General features: G+C 66.3%; 16 protein-coding genes. 5 read left to right on the forward strand and 11 right to left on the reverse strand.

Going from position 1 to position 20,859, the window contains the following annotated elements:
- Positions 1-7 precede the first annotated feature (7 nt).
- From tssI to tssB, 10 genes are all read right to left on the reverse strand, one after another.
- Complete coding sequence (gene tssI, locus BMW54_RS08910; protein ID WP_090054699.1) at positions 8-1,972, reverse strand: type VI secretion system Vgr family protein; 1,965 nt, start codon at positions 1,970-1,972, stop codon at positions 8-10.
- A gap of 3 nt (positions 1,973-1,975) precedes the next feature.
- The gene (locus tag BMW54_RS08915) at positions 1,976-2,626 is read right to left on the reverse strand and encodes a hypothetical protein (protein WP_090054701.1); all 651 of its coding nucleotides are present in this window, start codon (positions 2,624-2,626) and stop codon (positions 1,976-1,978) included.
- Positions 2,627-2,663: 37 nt separating this feature from the next.
- Positions 2,664-3,116 (reverse strand): hypothetical protein, encoded by a 453-nt coding sequence (locus tag BMW54_RS08920; protein WP_090054702.1) that lies wholly within the window; start codon positions 3,114-3,116, stop codon positions 2,664-2,666.
- A gap of 25 nt (positions 3,117-3,141) precedes the next feature.
- On the reverse strand, positions 3,142-5,808 hold the full coding sequence (gene tssH / locus BMW54_RS08925; protein ID WP_090054704.1) for a type VI secretion system ATPase TssH: 2,667 nt from the start codon (positions 5,806-5,808) through the stop codon (positions 3,142-3,144).
- Positions 5,805-6,875 (reverse strand): type VI secretion system baseplate subunit TssG, encoded by a 1,071-nt coding sequence (tssG, locus tag BMW54_RS08930; protein ID WP_090054705.1) that lies wholly within the window; start codon positions 6,873-6,875, stop codon positions 5,805-5,807. Before tssG ends, tssH begins: the two co-directional genes overlap by 4 nt.
- A complete protein-coding gene (gene tssF, locus BMW54_RS08935) occupies positions 6,839-8,704 on the reverse strand; it encodes a type VI secretion system baseplate subunit TssF (protein WP_090054707.1) in 1,866 nt (621 codons plus the stop codon). Before tssF ends, tssG begins: the two co-directional genes overlap by 37 nt.
- A 6-nt stretch (positions 8,705-8,710) precedes the next feature.
- Positions 8,711-9,214 (reverse strand): type VI secretion system baseplate subunit TssE, encoded by a 504-nt coding sequence (gene tssE / locus BMW54_RS08940; protein ID WP_090054708.1) that lies wholly within the window; start codon positions 9,212-9,214, stop codon positions 8,711-8,713.
- Between the two features lie 7 nt (positions 9,215-9,221).
- Complete coding sequence (locus BMW54_RS08945) at positions 9,222-9,728, reverse strand: Hcp family type VI secretion system effector (RefSeq protein ID WP_090054710.1); 507 nt, start codon at positions 9,726-9,728, stop codon at positions 9,222-9,224.
- Between the two features lie 92 nt (positions 9,729-9,820).
- The gene (tssC, locus tag BMW54_RS08950; RefSeq protein WP_090054711.1) at positions 9,821-11,314 is read right to left on the reverse strand and encodes a type VI secretion system contractile sheath large subunit; all 1,494 of its coding nucleotides are present in this window, start codon (positions 11,312-11,314) and stop codon (positions 9,821-9,823) included.
- A gap of 4 nt (positions 11,315-11,318) precedes the next feature.
- Positions 11,319-11,831: a type VI secretion system contractile sheath small subunit gene (tssB, locus tag BMW54_RS08955; RefSeq protein ID WP_090054713.1), complete on the reverse strand. Its 513-nt coding sequence runs from the start codon at positions 11,829-11,831 to the stop codon at positions 11,319-11,321.
- A 236-nt stretch (positions 11,832-12,067) separates the two neighbouring features.
- On the opposite strand from tssB, the gene BMW54_RS08960 reads away from it, so the two are divergent.
- Positions 12,068-13,093 (forward strand): magnesium and cobalt transport protein CorA, encoded by a 1,026-nt coding sequence (locus BMW54_RS08960; RefSeq protein ID WP_254779172.1) that lies wholly within the window; start codon positions 12,068-12,070, stop codon positions 13,091-13,093.
- Positions 13,094-13,175: 82 nt separating this feature from the next.
- Here the strand turns inward: BMW54_RS08960 and BMW54_RS08965 are convergent, their stop codons facing one another.
- Positions 13,176-15,266 (reverse strand): S9 family peptidase, encoded by a 2,091-nt coding sequence (locus BMW54_RS08965; protein WP_090054715.1) that lies wholly within the window; start codon positions 15,264-15,266, stop codon positions 13,176-13,178.
- A 205-nt stretch (positions 15,267-15,471) separates the two neighbouring features.
- On the opposite strand from BMW54_RS08965, the gene BMW54_RS08970 reads away from it, so the two are divergent.
- The 4 genes from BMW54_RS08970 (at position 15,472) to BMW54_RS08985 (ending at position 20,856) form a co-directional block, all read left to right on the forward strand.
- Positions 15,472-15,906, forward strand: a complete 435-nt coding sequence (locus tag BMW54_RS08970) for a pilin (protein WP_090054716.1) — start codon at positions 15,472-15,474, stop codon at positions 15,904-15,906.
- A 298-nt stretch (positions 15,907-16,204) separates the two neighbouring features.
- Positions 16,205-16,639, forward strand: coding sequence for a pilin (locus BMW54_RS08975; protein WP_090054718.1), 435 nt, complete (start codon positions 16,205-16,207; stop codon positions 16,637-16,639).
- Between the two features lie 162 nt (positions 16,640-16,801).
- The gene (locus BMW54_RS08980) at positions 16,802-18,820 is read left to right on the forward strand and encodes a tetratricopeptide repeat protein (RefSeq protein ID WP_090054719.1); all 2,019 of its coding nucleotides are present in this window, start codon (positions 16,802-16,804) and stop codon (positions 18,818-18,820) included.
- A complete protein-coding gene (locus BMW54_RS08985) occupies positions 18,817-20,856 on the forward strand; it encodes a hypothetical protein (protein WP_175472816.1) in 2,040 nt (679 codons plus the stop codon). The genes BMW54_RS08980 and BMW54_RS08985 overlap by 4 nt, the downstream gene beginning before the upstream one ends.
- The last annotated feature ends 3 nt before the right edge of the window (positions 20,857-20,859 follow it).

The raw sequence follows: 20,859 nt of genomic DNA on the forward strand, positions 1-20,859 counted from the left end.
CGCTCCGTCACAGGATCAGGGGTGGCATGCCCTTGAGCACGGCCGGACCCAGCGTGGAAGAAAGCATCAGCGCCGCGCCGCTGGTCACCGTGATCGCGGCGGTCGCGTTGACGGCGACCGTCGCACCGGCGGTGATCGATACCGCGGCGCCGGACGTGATCGAGGTGGCCCCGCCCGACGACAGGTTGATCGCCCCCGCGCCGGTCACGCGCAACGTCGTACCGAAGATCTGCACTTCACCCGTACGCTTCATGACGATGCGGGCGAGACCCGTGACGAGCTCGATCTCCTCCCCCGCTTCGATGCGCAGCCGACGGCCGACGTGCAAGGTGTCGTCGCGCGCCACGTCGTGGCTGCGGTCGCGGCCGATCGACGTCGTCTCGTCGCGGTCGATGGTGCTGAAGTGGTCGTTCTCCGCCTCGTGGCGAAGATCGCGCTGCGCATGCAGCAGCAGCTCTTCGGCACCCTTGCGGTCCTCGAAGCGCACCTCGTTCGCCTCGCCTTGCGCACCGCGCAGGCTACGGCTGACGAAGCCGCTGCGCGTCTTCTCGCCGGGCAGCGCGTACGGCGGCAGGTGGTCCTGGTTGTAGACGGAGCCGATGACGAGCGGCCGGTCGGGGTCGCCTTCGAGGAAGCCGACGATCACTTCCTGACCGACGCGCGGAATGAACTGAGCGCCCCAGCGCTTGCCCGCCCATGACGTACCGACACGCACGGGGCACGACTGGTCGGCCTTCGGTTTGCCCGGCGGATTCCAGAAGAACGTCACCTGCACGCGCCCGAGGCTGTCGATCTCGATGTCCTCGTCGACTTCGCCGTGGACGACGGCCGTCTGCACACCGGCGATGCGCGGCCACCGCGTGGTCTGCGCGGTGCGGAACGGCTGGCGCGCACGGATGGCACGGAAGCGGCAGGCGAACGGCGCTTCGTCGGCGTCCGGCTCGATGCCGCCGGCCTGGTAGTCCACTTCGACGAGCCGCGTCGTCGCCCCGATCACCAGGTATTCGCGGTTCGCCTCCTGCAGCGGGAAGTCGCGCAGGGTGAACAGCGCGCCCGTCGCGAGGCCCACGGCGTCCGTGACGGCCTCGCTCGTGGCGGCCGGCACGTTCAGCGCGTCGACGCGCACCTGCGCGAAGCGCTGGCCGGTCGATACCTGCTGCGCATGACCGACCGAGCCATACGGGTAATCGTAGATTTCCAGACCGGACACCGAGTGCACGTCGGCGGCGTCGGTCACCTGCTCGTTCGCGAGCAGGCTCGCCTTGGGTCGCTGGTAGTCGTAGTCGTCGAGGCGCACGCGTGTCGGGTTGACGGACAGCGCGCTCGTCCATTCGGTGATCGACGCCTTGACCCGATGGCCGCGCTCGGTCGGCGGCGCATAGGGAATGGATTCGAAACCGGGCACGGGCGCGTGAGCACCCAGCGCGTCGGCGAGCACCATCGTGTGGCTCCCCTGCGCGTGGGTGAAGTAGTAATAGATGCCCTCCTGCTCCATCAGCCGGCTGATGAAGTCGAAGTAGCTTTCGCGGTACTGCACGCAGTACTCGCGGGCCGTGTAGTTGCCGGTCAGGCTGAGCCGCACGTCGCTGTACCCGAACTCGGCCAGGACCTCCCGAACGATCTGCGGCACGGACTTGCCCTTGTAGATCCGGCAGTCCGAGGTCTGCCGGAGCAGCCACGGCTTCGGTCGCACGGTGAGCGCGTATACGGCGTACCTGACGTTATCGATGGCGACGAAGCCGCCCTGCTCCGCCTCCACCGCGATGCCGTGGAAGTGCCGCGTGTATCCCTGCGGAGTTTTCAGGGTCACCGTCATGGACGTGCCGAGCAGCGCGCGCAGGTCGACCTGCGCGTTCTTGCTGATCGCCTCGATGCGGAAGGCGAACAGCCGACCGAGCTCCTCCGTCGCCGTCATGCTGGCGAAGCGCAGGGTGTCGCCCAGCGACGATGCGAGGGTGATGGCGTGTGCCATGGATCAGCCCGCTCCGCTCGCCGGCGCGAACCAGCCCGGGCCCAGGCCCTTACCCAACGTCGCCTTCCAGCCGGACTCGCTCTTGGCGTAATCGTAGTTCTGCAGCTGCAGGTCCAGGCGCAGCTCGATCAGCCATTTCGCTGTGTCCTTCGTCAGGGCTCCGCGAATGAACTTTTCGATCTCGAGGCAAAGCGTCCGCCGCCCTTCCGCCGACCGCGGCGCCAGCGACTGCGAGCTTCCCGCGACGAACCGCTCCATCGCCGCATGATCCACCCCGGCGTTCACCAGCTGGCGCCAGGCCGCCATGGGATTGTCGCGGTCCCCGCCCATCGCCCAGTCCACGACCGCGCTCCTGAATGCGGCCGCGGCTTCGCCGAAGGCGCCCGAGTTCTCGTCGTTCGCCGCGACGACCGCATCGTCCTGCACCCAATGGATCTCCGCGATACGCGGATTCGATCGGATCACCAACAGCGACGGATACGACCGCGTGAATTTCGAATCCATGAACGTCCTGGCGGGAGCGACCGGCCCGCCGCTGCCGTTGAGCGCGCGCAGGTGCGCACCGCCCTCCCCGCCCATCTTGGCGAGGACATCGGCGAACGCCGATGCGATGCAGCCGTCGAAATCGTTGAATACGTGGTTGCCCTTGGCCATCTCGTTTCCTGGTAAGTCGCTGGGACGCTACGGTTGCTTACGGCCAGCCCTGGCCCGCCTGCCACTGGTCGAAGCCGGGGTCGGACGCGGTGTCGAGACCTTCGATGAAAATCCAGCGGCGATCGATGGAGCCCTTGTAAGCCCACGCGCCATTCGTCGACGGACCCTGCGGCGGGCCGTACTGCGCGGAGTCGCCCTTCAGCGTGCCGGCGATGAACCGACCGGATTCGGTCAGCTCCGGCCAGTTGATCAGAACGGTGACGGTGTCGGCCGTACCGTTCTCGATGCCGCGACGGCCGCGCACGCCTGCCGTGGTGCCGTCCCACAGGAAGACATGCTGGTGGTGCTGCATCGCGATCATCGGCAGCGGATAGCCCGGCGGCATGCCGCGCTGCTCCTGCGTCTGCAGACCGTGCAGGGCCAGCTGGTTGCGCAGGTGCGCAACCCCGACGTTGTTCTTGTCGATGACGACGTGATAGTAGATGGCCACTTGGGTTCCTTCGTACCGGGAAGAGTCAGGCAAGCTGCGGCGCAGCGGCGTGGAAGTCGTAGGCGAACGAGCCGTCGACGACATCGATGCGAACGGCTTCGACGGGCACGCCCTCGATCGTGCGCACGAGCAGTTCGCGACTGATGTCCGGCAGCATCGTTTGAGTCAGGATCGCGTCGATCATGCGTCCGCCGGATTCGCTCTCCGTGCAGCGCGACACCACGAGGTCCACGACGGCGTCGCTCACCTCGAACGGCACGCGGTAACGCGATTCCACGCGACGCTTGATGCGATCCAGCTGCAGCCTGACGATGCGGCCGAGCATGGCCTCGCTGAGCGGGTAGTACGGGATGGCGACGAGGCGGCCGAGCAGCGCGGGCGGAAATACATCCAGGAGCGGCGCGCGCAGGGCCTTGCCGATCGTCTCCGGATCGGGTGTCGGTGAGGCAGCGGCACACATCCGCGCGATCACGTCGGTGCCGGCGTTGCTGGTCAGGATGATCAGCGTGTTGCGGAAGTCGATGCGGCGGCCCTCGCCGTCTTCCATCACGCCCTTGTCGAATACCTGGAAGAAGATCTCATGGACGTCCGGATGGGCCTTCTCCACCTCGTCGAGCAGCACGACGGAGTACGGTCTGCGACGCACCGCCTCGGTCAGCACGCCGCCCTCGCCGTAGCCGACATAGCCCGGCGGCGCGCCCTTGAGCGTGGAGACCGTGTGCGCCTCCTGGAACTCGCTCATGTTGATCGTGATGAGGTTCTGCTCGCCACCGTAGAGCGCCTCGGCGAGCGCGAGCGCCGTCTCGGTCTTGCCCACCCCCGAGGTGCCCGCGAGGAGGAAGACGCCGATCGGTTTGTCGGGGTTGTCGAGACCGGCGCGCGAGGTCTGGATGCGCCGGGCGATGGCGTCCATCGCATGGTCCTGCCCGATGACCCGCTGCCCCATCAGCGACGCCAGGTTCATCACGGTGTCGATTTCGCTGCGCAGCATCCGGCCGACGGGAATACCGGTCCAGTCGGCAAGCACCGCGGCGACCGCCTGGTGGTCGACCGTCGGCAGGATGAGCGGCGTTTCGCCCTGGCGCTCCGCGAGACGCGCCTGCAACGCGCGCAGCTCGACGAGGACGCCGTCGCGCTCCTCGCCCGACGGTGCCCCGTCGCGGAGCCGCGCCCGCAACGCGAGCACGCCGTCGACCAGGGTCTTTTCCTCCGCCCAGCCGGCTTCGAGATCGGCGAGCCGGGTGCGCTCGGCGACGAGACGCGCGTCGACATCGGTTTCGCGCTCCACCACATCGATGCCCACGGCCTTCTCGCGCGCCACGATCGCCTGCTCGGTCTCCAGCGCCTGGATCCGCTTGCGTGAATCGTCGACGGCGGCGGGCACGGCATGCTGGCTGACCGCCACGCGCGCGCACGCCGTGTCGAGCAGGCTCACCGCCTTGTCGGGCAGCTGCCGTGCCGGGATGTAGCGATGCGACAGCTTCACGGCGGCCTCGATCGCTTCGTCGAGTACCTGCACCCCGTGGTGCGACTCCATGACCCCGGCGACCGTCCGCAACATGAGCACGCCGCGCGCCTCGTCGGGCTCGCCGACCTGCACCGTCTGGAAGCGGCGCGTGAGTGCAGGATCCTTCTCGATGTGCTTCTTGTATTCGGCCCACGTCGTGGCGCCGATGGTGCGAAGCGTGCCGCGCGCCAGCGCGGGCTTCAGCAGGTTGGCGGCGTCGCCCGTCCCTGCCGCGCCACCCGCGCCGACCAGCGTATGCGCTTCGTCGATGAAGAGGATGACCGGCTTTTCCGAGGCCTGCACCTCGTCGATCACCTGGCGGAGGCGGCTCTCGAATTCGCCCTTCATGCTCGCACCGGCCTGGAGCAGGCCGACGTCGAGCGCGCGCAGCTCGACGTCGCGAAGGGCCGGCGGCACGTCGCCCGCCACGATCCGCTGCGCGAGACCCTCGACCACGGCGGTCTTGCCGACGCCCGCCTCGCCGACCAGCATCGGATTGTTCTGGCGGCGTCGCATGAGGATGTCGACGACCTGGCGGATCTCGTCGTCGCGTCCCACCACCGGGTCGATCGATCCGTCGCGGGCCTGCGCGGTGAGGTCGACCGTGTAGCGCCGCAAGCCGTCGCGACCACCGAGGGCGGCGGGAGCGTCATCGTTGGGCGTCGAGCGGGCATCCATCCGGAAGCCGTCGCTCGCGGCGAGCCGGTCTTCGGGCGATCCGGCGACGATGCCGGGAAGCGTGTCGACGAAGCCTTCGGCGCGCAGCTTGTCGAATTCCGGCGAGATGGCGGTCAGCACGTGGCGCAGGCGGCGCGTGCGCACGATCCCGGCGAGCAGGTAGCCGGTGCGCACCTGCGCTTCGCCGAACGTCAGCGTCGCATACACCCACGCACGTTCCACCGCTTCCTCGATGTCGGCCGACAGGTCGCTCACCGACGTCGCGCCACCCGGGAGACGCTCCAGCGCGTCGTCGATGTCCCGCGCGAGCCGCGAGGCGTCGATGCCGGCGTGACGCACGACGCGATGCACGTCGGAGTCGGCCAGCTGCAGGATCTGCTGCAGCCAGTGGACGAGCTCCACCTCGCGATGCCCACGCAGACGGCAGGCCACGGTCGCGCTCTCGATCGCCTTGTAGGCGATGGCGTTGAGCTTTCCGAAGAGCGCGGTACGGCTGATATCGGTCACGATGGAATCCTCGAGCGAAGCGGGTTGGCCGTGGCCCGCGGGGCCACGGCTGGATGGGAGTCGGGCTGGAGCACGAGATCGTCCGCGTCGTCCGGGCCGGCGAAGCGGCCCATCCAGGTCGACTGGCCCATGCGGGCGCCGCGGCCGAGGTGCGCCTGTGGCACCTCGTCGCGACGCAGGATGAGCTGGACATCCCACGCCATCGGATCGCCGACGTAGAAGCGGACGGCGGCGATCAGCACCGGAAGCGCCTCGCCACCCGGCAGGAAGCGCCGGTAGTCGGCCATCGCCATCGGTCCGAGGCGGATGCGGAAGCGGTTCTGGGCGTCGCGCACCGCGGCGCCCAGAACCGCCGTCGTGCCCAGCGCCGCCATCGCCTGCCCCATGCGTAGCCGCCCTTCGTCGGGCAGCGGCATCCAGCCCACGACGAATTCGTCCACGTGCACCGCGACGTCGAAGAACGCCGCTAGCATCGCGACCAGCCCTTCGGTGTTGCGTGCCTGCGCGACGAGGCGTCCGGTCATGTAACGGCGGAAGCGGTCGGGCAGCGCGTCGCGGTCGGCGAGCGACGGCGCGTCGATGCCCGCCAGCGCTCCGGCGTAGCGCGCGAACGCGTCGTCGTCGGGTCGGTCCAGCTGCGCGGTCGGCTGGGACTCGGCCCACGCCCTGTAGAACAGGCTGAGCATGCGATGGTGAAACACGTCGGCGAACGCGGTGAACGTCGCGTCGCGCGCCGTGCGCTCTCGCTCGAGCGTGTATTCGGTGAGGTGCAGCGGCAGCGCGCCGTTCGGACCCCAGAGCCCGAGCATCAGGCTGTGGATGCGTGGCGGACGGCCGGGCTCCGTGTCGACGCGGTCGATGGCACGAGGGGCGAACGTGAGCGACGGCGCATGCGCGAGGCGCACGGGATCGTCCGCGAGGCGCGCGGAACGGCCGAGCCGCGGGCGGTCGACGTGAACGCACTCCACCCGCCGCAGCGCACCGAACCAGTCGAACGAACCCGGGTCGGCACGCAGCGCTTCGAAGAGCGCTACAGGATCGGGCGCGTGCCGGAGCGAGCCGTCCACCGTGCCACCTCGTTGCGTTCCAGGGTATGCAGCACCGTCTCGGTGAACGAGTTCAGCGAGACGTAGCGCGAGAAGAAATGCCGCATCACCGAGCCGAAGAGGTACGCGCCCGAGCCCTCGAACGCGCGGTCCTCGCAGGTGATGCGTATCTCGAGGCCACGGCCGTACGTCGCCGGGCCCGGGATCGGAAGGCGCCGCACGATCGGCGCGGAGCGCACGTCGCGTACGCCGTCGACCAGCCGCCGCGTGGCCGCGTCGTGCTCGTCGGCGTAGAGCAGCAGCATCTCGCGCAGCGCCACGGCACCGTCGTCGTGATCGAGCAGCGAGAGGTAGTTCAGTTGCAGGTGGCTGATCAGCTTCCACGCGGTCTGCCCTTCCGCCATCGCGCCGCGGGGCCGCGTGGGTCCGGCGAGGCAGCGGATGCTGCGCACCGGCGCCTCGGTGTCGAGCTCGAAATCGGTGCGTCCCTTTCCGACCGGCATGTGCAGCGGCAGGTCGCGATTGCTGCAGAGCAGCTGCATGCCGACCTGGCGAAGGCTGCTCGCGTAAGGGGCCTCGCGCGCGTCGACCAGCGAGACGAACACCTCGCTTCCGCCATAGCTCGACCGCGGTCCGTCCCGGCGCTGCCGCGAGGAAAGGAGACGCGGCTCGCGGCGAAGCGTGTAGAACGCGCCGGCCGGGTCGTGCCACGTGCGGGCATCCCCGCCGTAGAACGACCGGAACGCCTGTTCGGGCTCCTGGCTGTCGCCATAGCCCTGGACGTCGGCGATATCGACGACCTCAAAGTCGAGCGGACGCGAACGGTCCGCCAGCACGTGGTACTCCGCGGCGCCGTCACGCAGGTGGATGCGGTCGGCCCGGCGCGGGAACAGGTTGATGGCCGGCGTGCAGAACAGACGGAGGAACGACGCGTCCACGGCCCCGTCGAGGCGAGCGACGCCGCGGTCGAACCAGACGACGATGTCGAACCCGCTGGCGGACGACTGCGCGAGCACGCGACGCAGACCGGTGAACGCGGCGAACTGGAAGCGCTGCGGGCAGGCGAAGTATTCCTGCAGAAGCCGATAGCCGCTGAAGGACCGGTCCACCGGCGGCAGCAGCGCTTCGTCATCGCCGAAGCCGCGCGCCTCGATGCGTGCCTGCTCGATGAAACGCGACTCCCCGTCGACGACGACCGAAAAGCCGAGCCCGTTACCGAGCACCTGCTCGTGGAGAAGCCCCGGGAGATCGCCCGTTCCGGCGAAGAAGAGCGGCAACTCGTCGAAGGCCAGCGCGTCGAGCCGCGCGCCGGCGTTCAGGCCGAAGCGCAGGCGCAAGGCCGCGCGCGGCGCGGTCCCGGCTGGCACGACGAGCCCGGCCGCCGCGATCGCCGCGGGAGTGGCGAGGTAGCGCGCCTCGCGCAGGCCCAGCGGAAGCAACGTCACGGTGTGCGCGGTGCGGTACTCGCAGGCCGTCCGCTCGCCGAAGCCGATCTGGCTGCGCAGCGCGGTGCCACGCGGCACGACGTGACCTTCGACCGGCAAGGTGCCGGCGTCGTCCGGCGTGAGCTCGACGACGGCCATCGACGGCACCGGCGCGAGGTAATGGGGATAGACCATGCGCAGCAGGTGCTGCGTGAACACCGGATGCTGCGCATCCAGCTTCATCTGCACGCGCGCGGCCATGAAGGCGAACCCTTCGAGGAGCCGCTCGACGTACGGATCGGCGCACTCGATGCCCTCCATGCCCAGGCGGCCCGCGATCTTCGGATACGCGCGCGCGAACTCGGCGCCCGACTCGCGGACGTGCTGGAGTTCCTGGTTGTAGTAGCGAAGCAGTCGGGGATCCATGGCGCTCTAACCGACGCCGTCGAACACGCTGAAGCGCGCGGTTTCGAGGTCGACTTCGGTTCTCAGGTACAGGTTCAGTGGCATGGGCTGCGCCCACATCGTCGAGACGATGCGGAACGACAGCGTGAGGCGGTCCATGCGCGACACGTCCGTCTGCACGTCGACCTGCAGGCTCGCCGGGTCGAGCCGCGGTTCGAACGCGACGATCGACGCGCGAATACGCTGCGCGAGCTCCTCGACGTCCATGCCGGCGATCGCGGCACCCGTGAGGTCGGGAATGCCGTAGCCGATGACCGAGCTCCCGACGTGCGGAAGCCCGGCCTCGTCATCGCCCGCGCCGCGGCGCGTGCAGTTGAACAGCCAGCCCAGGTCGCGCACGACGTGCTCGCGCAAACGCGCCGCCGTCATCACGCGCTTCTCGCGGCTTTCCTCGGTGACGTGAGGCTCGTCGTCGCGAAGTCGGTCCAGCAGCGAGGGCTGGAGTCGTTCCTGGGTGGTCAGTTCCGCCATGCCGTGCTCAGGCCTGGCCCTTGACCTGCTGCATGTCGTACGTGAACTCCTTCTTGCCGCCGTCCGCCTTGCCCTTGTCGTCCTGCGGCTGGAAGGCGTACTTGAACTTGCCGAAGTGCAGCGTGATGTTCTCGGTCAGGCGCTCGTCGCCACCGCTGCCGCCGGTGGACATCGACGTGACCATGACGCCCTCGCTCAGCTCGATCGTGACGAAATCGGTCTGCTCGCCCGTGGCGTTGGTGACGTAGAGCGTGGCGTTTTCCACGCGCGCGCCGGTGCAGCAGGCGTTGAGCAGGGCGTTGGAGCAGGAATCGACGAACTTGGTGATCGTGATGTCCTGCACGTTGGCCTTGCCGCCCGACGCGTAACCTGCACCGGTATGCAGGTTGCCCGAGTTGCTGGCACCCCAGGCCCACGCGATGATCGGTACCTCGCCCTTGTGCTTGGCGTGGTTGGATGCGCCCTCGATCTTGACCTGACCGGGGCCGAACTTGATGTGCATGTCGAATGCCATGGACGATTTCCTCGTTGACGCGTGAACGGGTGGCAAAAGGTTCCCGTCGCGCCCGCCGATTCAGGGCGCGAGGGTGTTTCAAGGTGACCGGATCAGGCGGCCTTGCCGGAGGGCAGGCGCGCGACCAGACGCAGCGACACCGTGAGGCCTTCCAGCTGGTAATGCGGCTTCAGGTAGAACTTGGAGGTGTAGTAACCCGGGTTGCCCTCGACTTCCTCCACCACGACCTGCGCGGCGGCGAGCGGCTTGCGGGCCTTGGTTTCCTCGCTGGAGTTCACCGGATCGCCGTCGACGTAGTTGAGCACCCAGCTGCTGAGCCAGTTCTCCATCTGCTCGCGCGTGCTGAACGAGCCGATCTTGTCGCGGACGATGCACTTCAGGTAGTGCGCGAAGCGCGAGCAGGCGAACATGTACGGCAGGCGCGCGCTGAGCGCCGCGTTGGCGGTCGCATCCGGATCGTCGTACTCCTCCGGCCGGGCCAGCGACTGCGCGCCGATGAACGCAGCCATGTCGGAGTTCTTGCGATGCACGACCGGCATCAGGCCCATCTTGTCCAGTTCGGCCGAGCGGCGATCGGTGATCGCGATCTCGGTCGGGCACTTCATGTCCACGCCGCCGTCGTCGGTCGGAAAGACGTGCGCCGGGAGGTTGTCGACGATGCCGCCCGATTCGACGCCGCGGATGCGCGTGCACCAGCCGTACTGCTTGAACGAGCGGTTGATGTTCACGCCCATCGCGTAGGCGGCGTTCTGCCAGGTGTACTTCGACGAATCGGCGCCGGCGCTGTCTTCCTCGAAATCGAAGTCCTCGACCGGGTCGGTCTTCGCGCCGTACGGAAGGCGGGCCAGCGTGCGCGGCATCGTCAGCGCGACGTACTTGGCGTCCTCGCTGTCGCGCAGCGAGCGCCATGCCGCGTAGTCCGGCGTGGTGTAGATCTTCGCGAGGTCGCGCGGATTGGCCAGCTCGTTCCAGCCGTCCATGCCCAGGAGGCCCGGCGCGGCGGCGGCGATGAACGGCGCGTGCGAGGCGGCGGCGATCTGCGACATGCCGCGCAGCAGCTCGACGTCCTGCGGGCTGTGGTCGAAGTAGTAATCGCCGATGAGGCAGCCATACGGCTCGCCACCGAGCTGGCCGTATTCTTCCTCGTAGATCTTCTTGAAGATCGGGCTCTGGTCCCAGGCGGTGCCCTTGTAGCGCTTGAGCGTGCGGCCCAGTTCGCTCTTGGAGACGTTCATCACGCGGATCTTCAGCTGCGTATCCGACTCGGTATTGGTCACCAGGTGGTGCAGGCCGCGCCAGGCGCCTTCGAGCTGCTGGAATTCCGGGTGGTGCAGGATCAGGTTGATCTGCTCGGTGAGCTTGCGGTCGATCTCGGCGATGTACGCGTTGATCGTCTGGGCGACGTCGTCCGACACCACATCGGCACGATCGAGCACCTGCTCGGCCAGCGTGCGGACGGCCGACTCGACCTCTTCGCGCGCCCGCTCGCTCTTGGGACGAAATTCCTTCGTCAGGAGGGCCGCGAAATCGTTGCCCTCGACGGTGTCGACCGACGGCTCGACGGCCTGGGTCTGTTGCGTGGCCATGGGATCAGCCCTCCTGCGGGTCGTTGGTCTTGCGCGTGGCGGCGAGCGCGGCCAGCAGCGCGGGATCCTGCAATGCCTGTGCGATCAGCTTTTCCGCGCCGGCCTTGCCGTCGAGGTAGGTGCCCAGGTTGGCCAGCTGCGTGCGCGCCTCGAGCAGCTTCGCCAGCGGCTCGACGCTGCGGGCGATCGCGGCGGGCGTGAAGTCGTCCATGTGCGAGAAGCTCATGGCCACATTCAGGCTGCCCTCGCCCGTCAAGGTATTCGGCACGCTGATGGCGACCGATGGGCGGGTGGACTCCAGCCGCTCGTTGAAGTTGTCCGCGTCGATCTCCAGCGCCTTGCGCTCCTCGATCGCCGGCAGGTCCGCCGCGCTGGCGCCCGAGAGCTCGGCCATCACGCCCATGACGAAGGGGATGCTGACCTTCTTCTGGGCGCCGTAGAGCTCGACGTCGTATTCGATCTGGACCCGCGGGGCGCGGTTGCGGGCGATGAACTTCTGGCTGCTCGGCTTGGCCATGGAGGCGTCCTCTGGCATTTCAATAGACAACATGAATCAACTTGATAGATTTGCTTCACCCTATCAATCGAGGCGCCATTGTCGGCCACGCTACCCATCACCTGAAATCGTTCGTCGATATAGGAGGCATAAAGAGATGTGATAGCTCCTGACGTCATGAACGCCGCCTTCGTCCGGTACGCGCGCGCGTCGCTTTGCGATTGCCGCGTCACATGGGCGACGGCATCATGCCCGCCATGGAATCCGTCTCGATCGTCCCCGAAGCCCCCGCCCCCGTCCTGCCCTCGGGCGGGATGGTCGTCAACTGCGTGGCCTACCGCACCGACGGGTGTCGCATCGGCGACATCAGCATCGATGCGATCAGCGACGTGCTGAAGGAGCCGGATACGTTCGTCTGGGTGGGCCTGCACGAGCCCGATGAAGCCCTGCTGCTGAAGCTGCAGGAGGAATTCGACCTGCACGATCTGGCGATCGAGGACGCGCAGCACGCGCACCAGCGCACCAAGATCGAGGCCTACGGCGACTCGCTGTTCATCGTGGCGCAGACGGCGCAACTCGTCGGCGGCAACATCGCCTTCGGCGAAACGCAGATCTTCCTCGGCCGCCGCTACTTCGTGACGGTCCGCCACGGCGCGTCGCTCTCGTACGCGCCGGCGCGCCGCAGCTGCGAGCAGACGCCGGAGCTACTGGCGATGGGTCCGAGCTACGCGCTCTACGCGGTGCTCGACTTCATCGTGGACAACTTCTTGCCGATCGTCCGCGACTTCCGGCAGGAGCTGCACGAGCTCGAGAACGACATCTTCGCGGAGACGTACAACCGCCAGACCATCAAGCGCTTGTACGACATGCAACGGGAACTGATGACGCTACGTCTCGCCGTCGCGCCGCTGCAGGACATCGTGGCCCAGCTGACCCGCCTGCACCCGCACCTGATCCACGACGAACTGCGCGCGTACTTCCGCGACATCTACGATCACGTGTTCCGCGTCAACGAATCCATTTCGGCCATGCGCGAAATGCTCGGCGCCGCCATCAGCGTGAACCTCGCCCTCGTCACCTTCGGCCAGAACGAGGTGATGAAGAAACTCGCCGGCTGGGCGGCCATGCTCGCCGCCCCGACGCTCATCACCAGCTGGTACGGCATGAACTTCGTGCACATGCCCGAGCTCGACAAACCCTGGGCCTACCCCGCCATCACCTGCCTGGTGGCCTGCATCGTCGGCGGCATCTTCATCGCGCTGAAGCGCAATCGGTGGTTCTGAGGTTCTTGATCGCAGCGACAAGACCTCCCGCTGTGCCTGGAAAACGAAATGGCCGCATTGCGCGGCCATTTCGTCTTGCGGCTTACTTGGCGCCAGGCGCCGTCCACTCCTTCAGCCATGCGTTCACCGTCTCATGCCACTGCACGCTGTTCTGCGGCTTCAGCACCCAGTGGTTCTCGTCGGGGAAATGCAGGAGCTTGCTGGGAATGCCGCGGCGCTGCAGGGCGGTGAAGGCGCCCAGGCCCTGCGTGTCCGGGATGCGGAAATCCTTGCCGCCGTGGATGACGAGCATCGGCACGCGCCAGTCCTTGACGTGGTTGACCGGATTGAAGCGCTCGTAGTTTTCCGGATGGTCGTACTGCGTGCCGCCGTTTTCCTTTTCCTCGAACCAGAGTTCGTCGGTGTCGTAGTACATGGCGCGCGCGTCGAAGACGCCGTCGTGGTCGACGAAGCACTTCCACGGCTGGTTCCAGTTGCCGGCCATCCAGTACACCATGTAGCCGCCGTAGCTTGCGCCGAGCGCGCACGCCCGGTTGCCGTCGAGGAACTTGTACTTCGACAGCGCGTCGCTCCAGCCCGCCTTGAGGTCCTCCAGCGGCTTGCCGCCCCAGTCGCCCGAGATGGATTCGGTGAACGCCTGGCCGTAGCCGGTGGAACCGTGGAAATTGACGGTGACCACCGCGAAGCCCTGCCCCGCGTACGTCTGCGCGTTCCAGCGATAGCTCCAGCTGTTCGTCATCGCGCCCTGCGGGCCACCATGGATGATGAACGCGACCGGATAGGTCTTGCCACGCTTGAAGCCGACCGGCTTCACGACGTAACCCTGCACCGTTTCGTTGTTCCAGCCCTTGAAGGTGAAGAACTCGAAGTCGCCGACCTGTGCGCCCTTGAGGCGCTTCGCGTTGAAGTGCGTGACCTGCTTCAGACCCTTGCCCTTCAGGTCGGCGGTGTAGAGATCGGCCGGTCGCTTCAGATCGTCCCGCGAAAGCAGGAACGTCTTGCTACCGGCGGAGAAAGCACCCACCGAACCGTCGGTCACCAGCATCGTGGCCTTACCGGTCGCCACGTCGACGGCGAACAGCGGATGCTGGCCATTGTCGTCGGTGGTCGTGTAGAGCGTCTTGCCATCGGCCGACACCTGCAACGCGCCCGCGGAGCGGTCCCACGACGGGTCGACCTCGCGCTTCGCGCCCGTGGCGATATCCATGGCCATGATGGCGAAGCGGTCGGCTTCCGAGCCGGGCTCCTTCATCGCCGTATAGAAGAGCGTCTTGCCGTCCGGCGACACGAGCGGGTTCGCGTCCCACGCCAGATTGTCGGCGGTGAGGTTCTTCGGTTCGGCCGATCCGTCGGCCGGCACGCTGAAGATGTCGAAATTGGTCGACCACGGTTCGGTCTTACCGGCGATGCGCGCGTCGAAGTACACCGTCCGGCCGTCCGGCGAGAACGAGAACTCGTCGTCGCCACCGAACGGCTTGCTCGGGACGTCGCCGTCGATGCCGCGGCTCAGCAGCAACGGCTGCGAGGCGGCCGTGGCGTCGGCGATGTAGAGCTGCGCGCGGCGCCCGTCGCTCCAGGTATCCCAATGGCGGACGAAGAGCTTGTCGTACACCGTGCCGGAGGCCTTGTCCTTCTCGCGGCCATCCAGCCGCTCCTTCGTGCAGGCCAGGTCGGCGCAGTCGGTGAAGACGTCGTACGTGAGCAGCAGTTTCGAGCCGTCGGGCGAGAGCTTGAACGCGTTGACGTCGAGCGGGCCGTCGGTCACCGCCTCTCCGGTACGGACGGTCAGCGACAGGCCCTTGCCGGATGCATCGGCGTCGAACGCGCGATGCCAGACCTGCGCGGTGCCGTCCTTCGCCGCGACATAATAGATGGACTTGCCATCCGGGGCCCAACGCGCCGAGGAACCCTTCTCGACGATCTTGACCGGCTGCGGCGGCTTGTTGAGGTCCAGCACGTAGAGCGACGTGACGCCCTTGTTCGCCGCGTAATCCGTGGCACGCACCGAGAACAGCGCGTAACGCCCGTCCGGCGAGAGCTGCGGATCGCTCACGCGATCCATCATGACCAGGTCGCGGATGGAGAACGGATGCGAAGCGGTGCTGTCGGCGTCGGCGGCCATCGCGGGACCGGCCGCCAGCGCGAGGGCCAGCGCGGCGAAGAGGGGTTTCATGGTGTTGGAGCTCCCTGGGAATGCAGGGAGGGACGGTAAGGGGTGGCGGGTGGGAGCGCAAGCGGTGACCCTGCCCGTCCGATCAAGGGGCGATGGCGAGGAATTGGTGACCGCGGTCACGTTTGGACGGCCATATCGTCGCCGCTTGTGGCAGGTGGTATGGAACGTGCTCACACTCCGGCACATGCCACCAAGAACCCTACTCATGCAATCGACCCGACGTGCCCGTGGCTTTACCCTGATCGAGCTGATGATTGTCGTGGCAATCATCGCCATTCTCGCCGCGATCGCGATTCCGGCTTATCAGGATTACACGATCCGGGCGCAGGTGTCCGAGGGCATCGCCCTGTCTACGGGAGCGAAGACGGCCATCTGGGACTTCTATGCCGACACTGGACATCTCCCCAAGGAGAACTCTTCGGCCGGTCTTCCCGGGCCCGGGTCGATCAAGGGCAGCTACGTTTCGGGCGTTCTGGTAGCGAACGGGAAAATCACGGTCAGCTACGCCACCGCCAAGGCGAATAGCAACGTCCGGACAAGCGCTATCTCGATTTCTCCGGTGACGGCCTCGGGATCCATCGCCTGGGTGTGCAAAGGTACGCCCATGCCGACACGATACCTGCCCACCGGTTGCAGATGACCCACTGACACTCAGCGTCACAATATGACGCTGAGTGTCACACGCAGTGCCTTGAAAAGACAGAAAATTTCCGGTTGCTCGGCAGACGTGACACCCGGCACAATTCCGGCAGCCGTAATGTGCGGGAATACGCGCCGTCGGCTGTGGCACGCAACATGCAGCAGACAACGCGAGCTTCCTGGTCGTTCCTGACCACGTGAGTGCGAAAGGGGGCCGGACCCTTCCTAGGGGGAGCCGGAACCGGGGCTCAGGGGGCATCACAAACACGGTTAGCTAACCACCTTTGACAGGACACACCATGAAGAACGTGCAGAAGGGCTTCACCCTGATCGAACTGATGATCGTCGTCGCGATCATCGCCATCCTGGCCGCCATCGCCATCCCGGCTTACCAGGACTACACCATCCGCGCCCAGGTCTCGGAAGGCCCGGTACTCGCTGACGGTGCGAAGACGGCGGTTGCCGAGTTCTACCAGAACACCGGCCACTTCCCGAAGAATAACGAGTCGGCCGGCCTGGCTGGTGCGACCAGCATCAAGGGTCAGTACGTCTCGCAGATCCAGGTCGGCACGTCGAACGGCATCATTACGGCGTCCTTTGCCGGCCCGAAGTCCAGCGATCGCATCAAGGGCAACACGCTCGTGCTCTCGCCGAAGACCAACGACGGCAGCATCCAGTGGACGTGCAAGAGCGCGGACCTGAAGAAGAACTACCTGCCGACCAACTGCCGCTAATCGAGGCAGCCATCGTCAGAGAAAGGGCCGCCATGCTGCGGCCCTTTTTTTGTTTCTGCCGACTAGTGGCCTGCCACTTCGCGGGCTCCAGACCACGTATCATGAACGGCCCTGCCCGAAGCGTGCGGCCGCTAGTCCGACGACGGCTTTCTCCGGTCATCTATGACGACAATTCACGCCCGCCGCCTCGTCGTCCTGATGAGCCTAGTCGCGCTGCTGGTCGCTACCTGGCTCGTCTATCGCCCGGGCCTGACCGGCCCCTACTTGTTCGACGACTTCGCGAATCTTCCCGCGCTCGGCGCGACAGGACCCATCGTCGACGGCCCGAGCTTTACGCGCTATATCACCTCGGGCACAGCCGACCCTACCGGCCGCCCGGTGGCGCTCGCCAGCTTCCTGCTCGACGCGCGCGACTGGCCGGCGCCGCCAGAGCGTTTCAAACGAACCAACGTCCTGATCCATCTTGCGAACGGATGCCTGCTCTTCTGGTTGCTCTGTTGCCTGGGGCGCCGGGGTCTAGAGCGCGCGACGCAATTACCTGAGCTCGTTGCCGCATGGCTCGGCGCAGGTATGTGGATGCTGCATCCGCTGTTCGTTTCGACGACCCTGTATATCGTCCAACGCGAAGCCATGCTTCCGGCGACGTTCGCACTGCTCGGTCTTCTGGGCTGGTGGCACGGGCGCCGTGCTGTCGGCGCGGGAAGGTACTGGACCGGATCCTTCTTCGCAGCGGGAACCGTCGTGCTGTGTACGACACTCGCGGCGCTATCGAAAGCAAACGGCATCCTCGTCGCGCCCTTGGTCCTGGTGCTCGAGTACGCACTGCTGAACAATCGAGGCTGGGCGTCATGCGCTCCCCTGTCAGGCGCAGGAAGGCGGGCGTATCGCTGGATTGTGCTGATGCCCTGTTGGTTGCTTTCGATCGGCATAGGGCTTTACCTGGCCTGGTTCGTCGCGCGGTCCCTCCAAGTCGACATCGCGGCGGTCCGGCCATGGACATTGGGACAACGGCTTCTGACCGAGCCGCGGATCCTGTGGGATTACGCGCGCCTCATGTTCTTTCCGCGCCCTTACACCGCCGGCGTATTCAACGACCAGATTGAGCCGTCTTCCGGCTTCATCGATCCTTGGTATACGCTCCCGGCCATCATTGGCGCGCTCGCCCTGGTGGGCGCGGCCGCGCTATGGCGCCAGCGCCAGCCGGCGCTGAGCGCCGCCATCCTGTTCTTCGCATGTGGCCACGCCATCGAGTCCACATCCATCCCACTGGAGCTCTATTTCGAGCACCGCAACTATCTGCCTGCCCTGCTCGCGTTCTGGCCCTTCGCGCGATGGGCAGCTGGTGCCGGTATCCAGACCCATTCCCGGCACCGCGTTCTTCGCCTTGTCGCCGGGTTGGGCTTCCTGACATTGCTCGGCGCATTCACGCTGATGAACGCGAGGATCTGGGGCGATGCACGCAATCAGGCGGTGCTTTGGGCTGAATTGAATCCGAATTCAGATCGCGCCCAGGCGAGCGCGGCCATGACCGAGATGAGCAATGGTTCGCCTGAACGTGCCGAACGCCGTCTCCGGCCATTGTTGGCAAGGCACCCCGATCAGGTTCAGATCGCCTTCAACCTGGTCGCTGCGCGGTGTGCGCAAGGTGCCGTCTCGGAAGATGACATGGCGGCCGCGGCGCACGCCATCCGTATCACCCGCGACCCGGGTTCGCTACTGCTCACATGGTTCGACCGCGCTACCGAAATCGCAAACAGTGGCTCATGCGCTGGCTTCGACACCGTATCGCTACGCCACTTGCTGGATGCGGGGAGGGAGAACGACCTGCTGCCGCCGGGAAGGAAGCAGGATCTGTATTTCCTTGAAGGGAAACTTCGCCTCGACGCCGGCGACGGTCCCGGAGCGGCGGACGCCTTCGATCAAGCGCTGGCACTCGACCCGAGGCTTTCCGCGGCACTCGAGCAAGCGGCTCAACTTGGCTCGAACGGTTACCCGGGACTCGGACTGCGCCACCTGGCGCTATTCGATAAGCTGGCTCCGAAAGCCTCGGCACCGGCCGCCGGAATGCCCTACATTCACGCGTGGGTGCTCCGCAGGCAGGGGTATTGGGAACATGAGCGTTCCCAGCTCGTATCGACATTGCGGCGTGACGCAGCCAATCAGACCGGAAGCGAACATTGAGCACTGCCGAACCACGTCTTTCTCTGCTGGGCTCGCTAGGCCGCGCTCCGGCCTTCTGGCTTGTGGCAGGCATGCTGCTTGTCGCCATGGCTTACCTCCCGGGTATTTCGGGTAACTGGCTGTTCGACGACTATCCGAACATCGTCGACAACAAGGCGGTGCAGCCCAAGGACGCGACCATTGCGTCGCTTTCGGCCGCGGCGCTGTCGTCGCCTTCCAGCGACTTCAAACGGCCACTGGCGTCGCTGTCCTTCGCTGCCAACTATCTCCTGAGCGGCCTCGATCCGGCCGCCATGAAGCTGACCAATATCGCCATCCACCTGGCGAACGGGCTCCTGGTTTTTCTGCTCGCGCGTCTGTTGCTGGCAGGTGGCGGTCGCGTCCCGGACAGGCGCGACGGCATGCACGCGGCACTCGTCGCGACGCTCTGGATGGCTTTGCCCATCAACCTCACCGCGGTGCTATATGTCGTGCAGCGCATGGAGAGTCTCGCGAACCTGTTCGTGCTGGCCGGCCTCGTCGGCTACATGATCGGTCGCAGACGCATGCTCGCGGGTCGAAGAGGCCTGTTACTGGCCGCCGGAAGTCTGGTCGTCGCCACGGCCATCGGCGTGCTCGCCAAGGAAACGGCCATTCTGACGGTCGTGTACGCGCTACTGATCGAGACGTTCGTGTTTCGCTGGAGGGAGAGCATCGATGGCACGCAGGGAGTAAGCCGCCGCACGGTGGCCCTGTTCGTCATCGTCCTGGTCATTCCTCTGCTGATTGGCGGGTCGATTCTCGTGCCGCGCCTGCTGGCTGACGCCACCTGGGCGCCCCGCTCGTTCACGCTACGGGAACGCCTTCTGAGCGAATGCCGGATCGTGGCGTCATACCTGCGCTGGACGCTGCTACCCACGCCTTCCGGTCTGTCGTTCTATCACGACGATTTCGTCGTTTCGAAAGGCTGGCTGACACCGTGGACCACGCTCGCGAGCGCAGCCTTTCTCGTCACCCTTGCAGGCGCGGCCATCGCCGTGAGGCGACGCTGGCCCCTCGTCTCGCTGGGTATCGGCTGGTTCTTCGCCTGCCACGCCCTCACGGCGACCATCATCCCGCTGGAACTCATCTACGAGCACCGCAATTACTTCGCCAGCCTGGGTGTGGTCCTCGCGCTCGTCACTGTCGTCCGTGCAGATACCGATCCGGATCGGACTGCGCGCACCAACCGTCGCGTACGGCCCCGCGACTTCCTTCTTTGCATCGTCGGCGCGTATTGGCTGGGCCTGACCGCGTTCACGGCGTATCGTTGGGGAGGGGATCCCCTTCGCCTCCCGGAAGAGCTCGCGATCCGTAATCCTGCATCTCCCAGGGCACAGTACGAACTCGGCCGAGCGTACGTGATCATGACAGGCTATAAGACGGATTCACCCTATCGCGCTCCTGCGTACAGGGTTCTCGAGCGCGCTTCCGCCACGCCTGGGGCCTCCACGCTTCCGGAACAGGCACTGATCTTCCTGAACGGGAGGATGCGTGTACCGGTTGAGGACGCCTGGTGGGAATCGATGCGTCGAAAGCTGGAACAGGGCCCTGTGTCGATCGAAGATGAAAGCGCGATCATGTCGCTTGCGACATGCCAGATCGATGGGACCTGCGATCTCGACCCGCATCGGCTCCTTGACCTCTATATCGCCGCCCTTTCGCATCCCAAGCCGCGCGCCAGACTCGTCGGGTCCTATAGCGACTTCGCGTGGACCACTCTCGGCGACAGGCAACTCGGTTACAGCATGGCCAAGGAAGCCGCCTCCATCGAACCCGACGAGCCGGCTTATCATGTGACAGTCGCACGCCAGGCCATCGCCATGGGCGATCTGGCGACGGCACGGACGCACATAGCGGCGCTCGCTCGCCTTAACGTAGGAGACCGGCTGGGTACCACGCTGTCCAAGCTCAAGGCGCAACTCGCCACGGCCGAGGCTGCCGCGGGCGAGCGGGTCCCTACAGATGATTCCGCGTCCATGAATGGCGAGCCTCGCCGCCCCACTTCCTCACCGTGACCA

It is taken from the genome of Luteibacter sp. 329MFSha, assembly GCF_900111665.1.
Taxonomy (GTDB): domain Bacteria; phylum Pseudomonadota; class Gammaproteobacteria; order Xanthomonadales; family Rhodanobacteraceae; genus Luteibacter.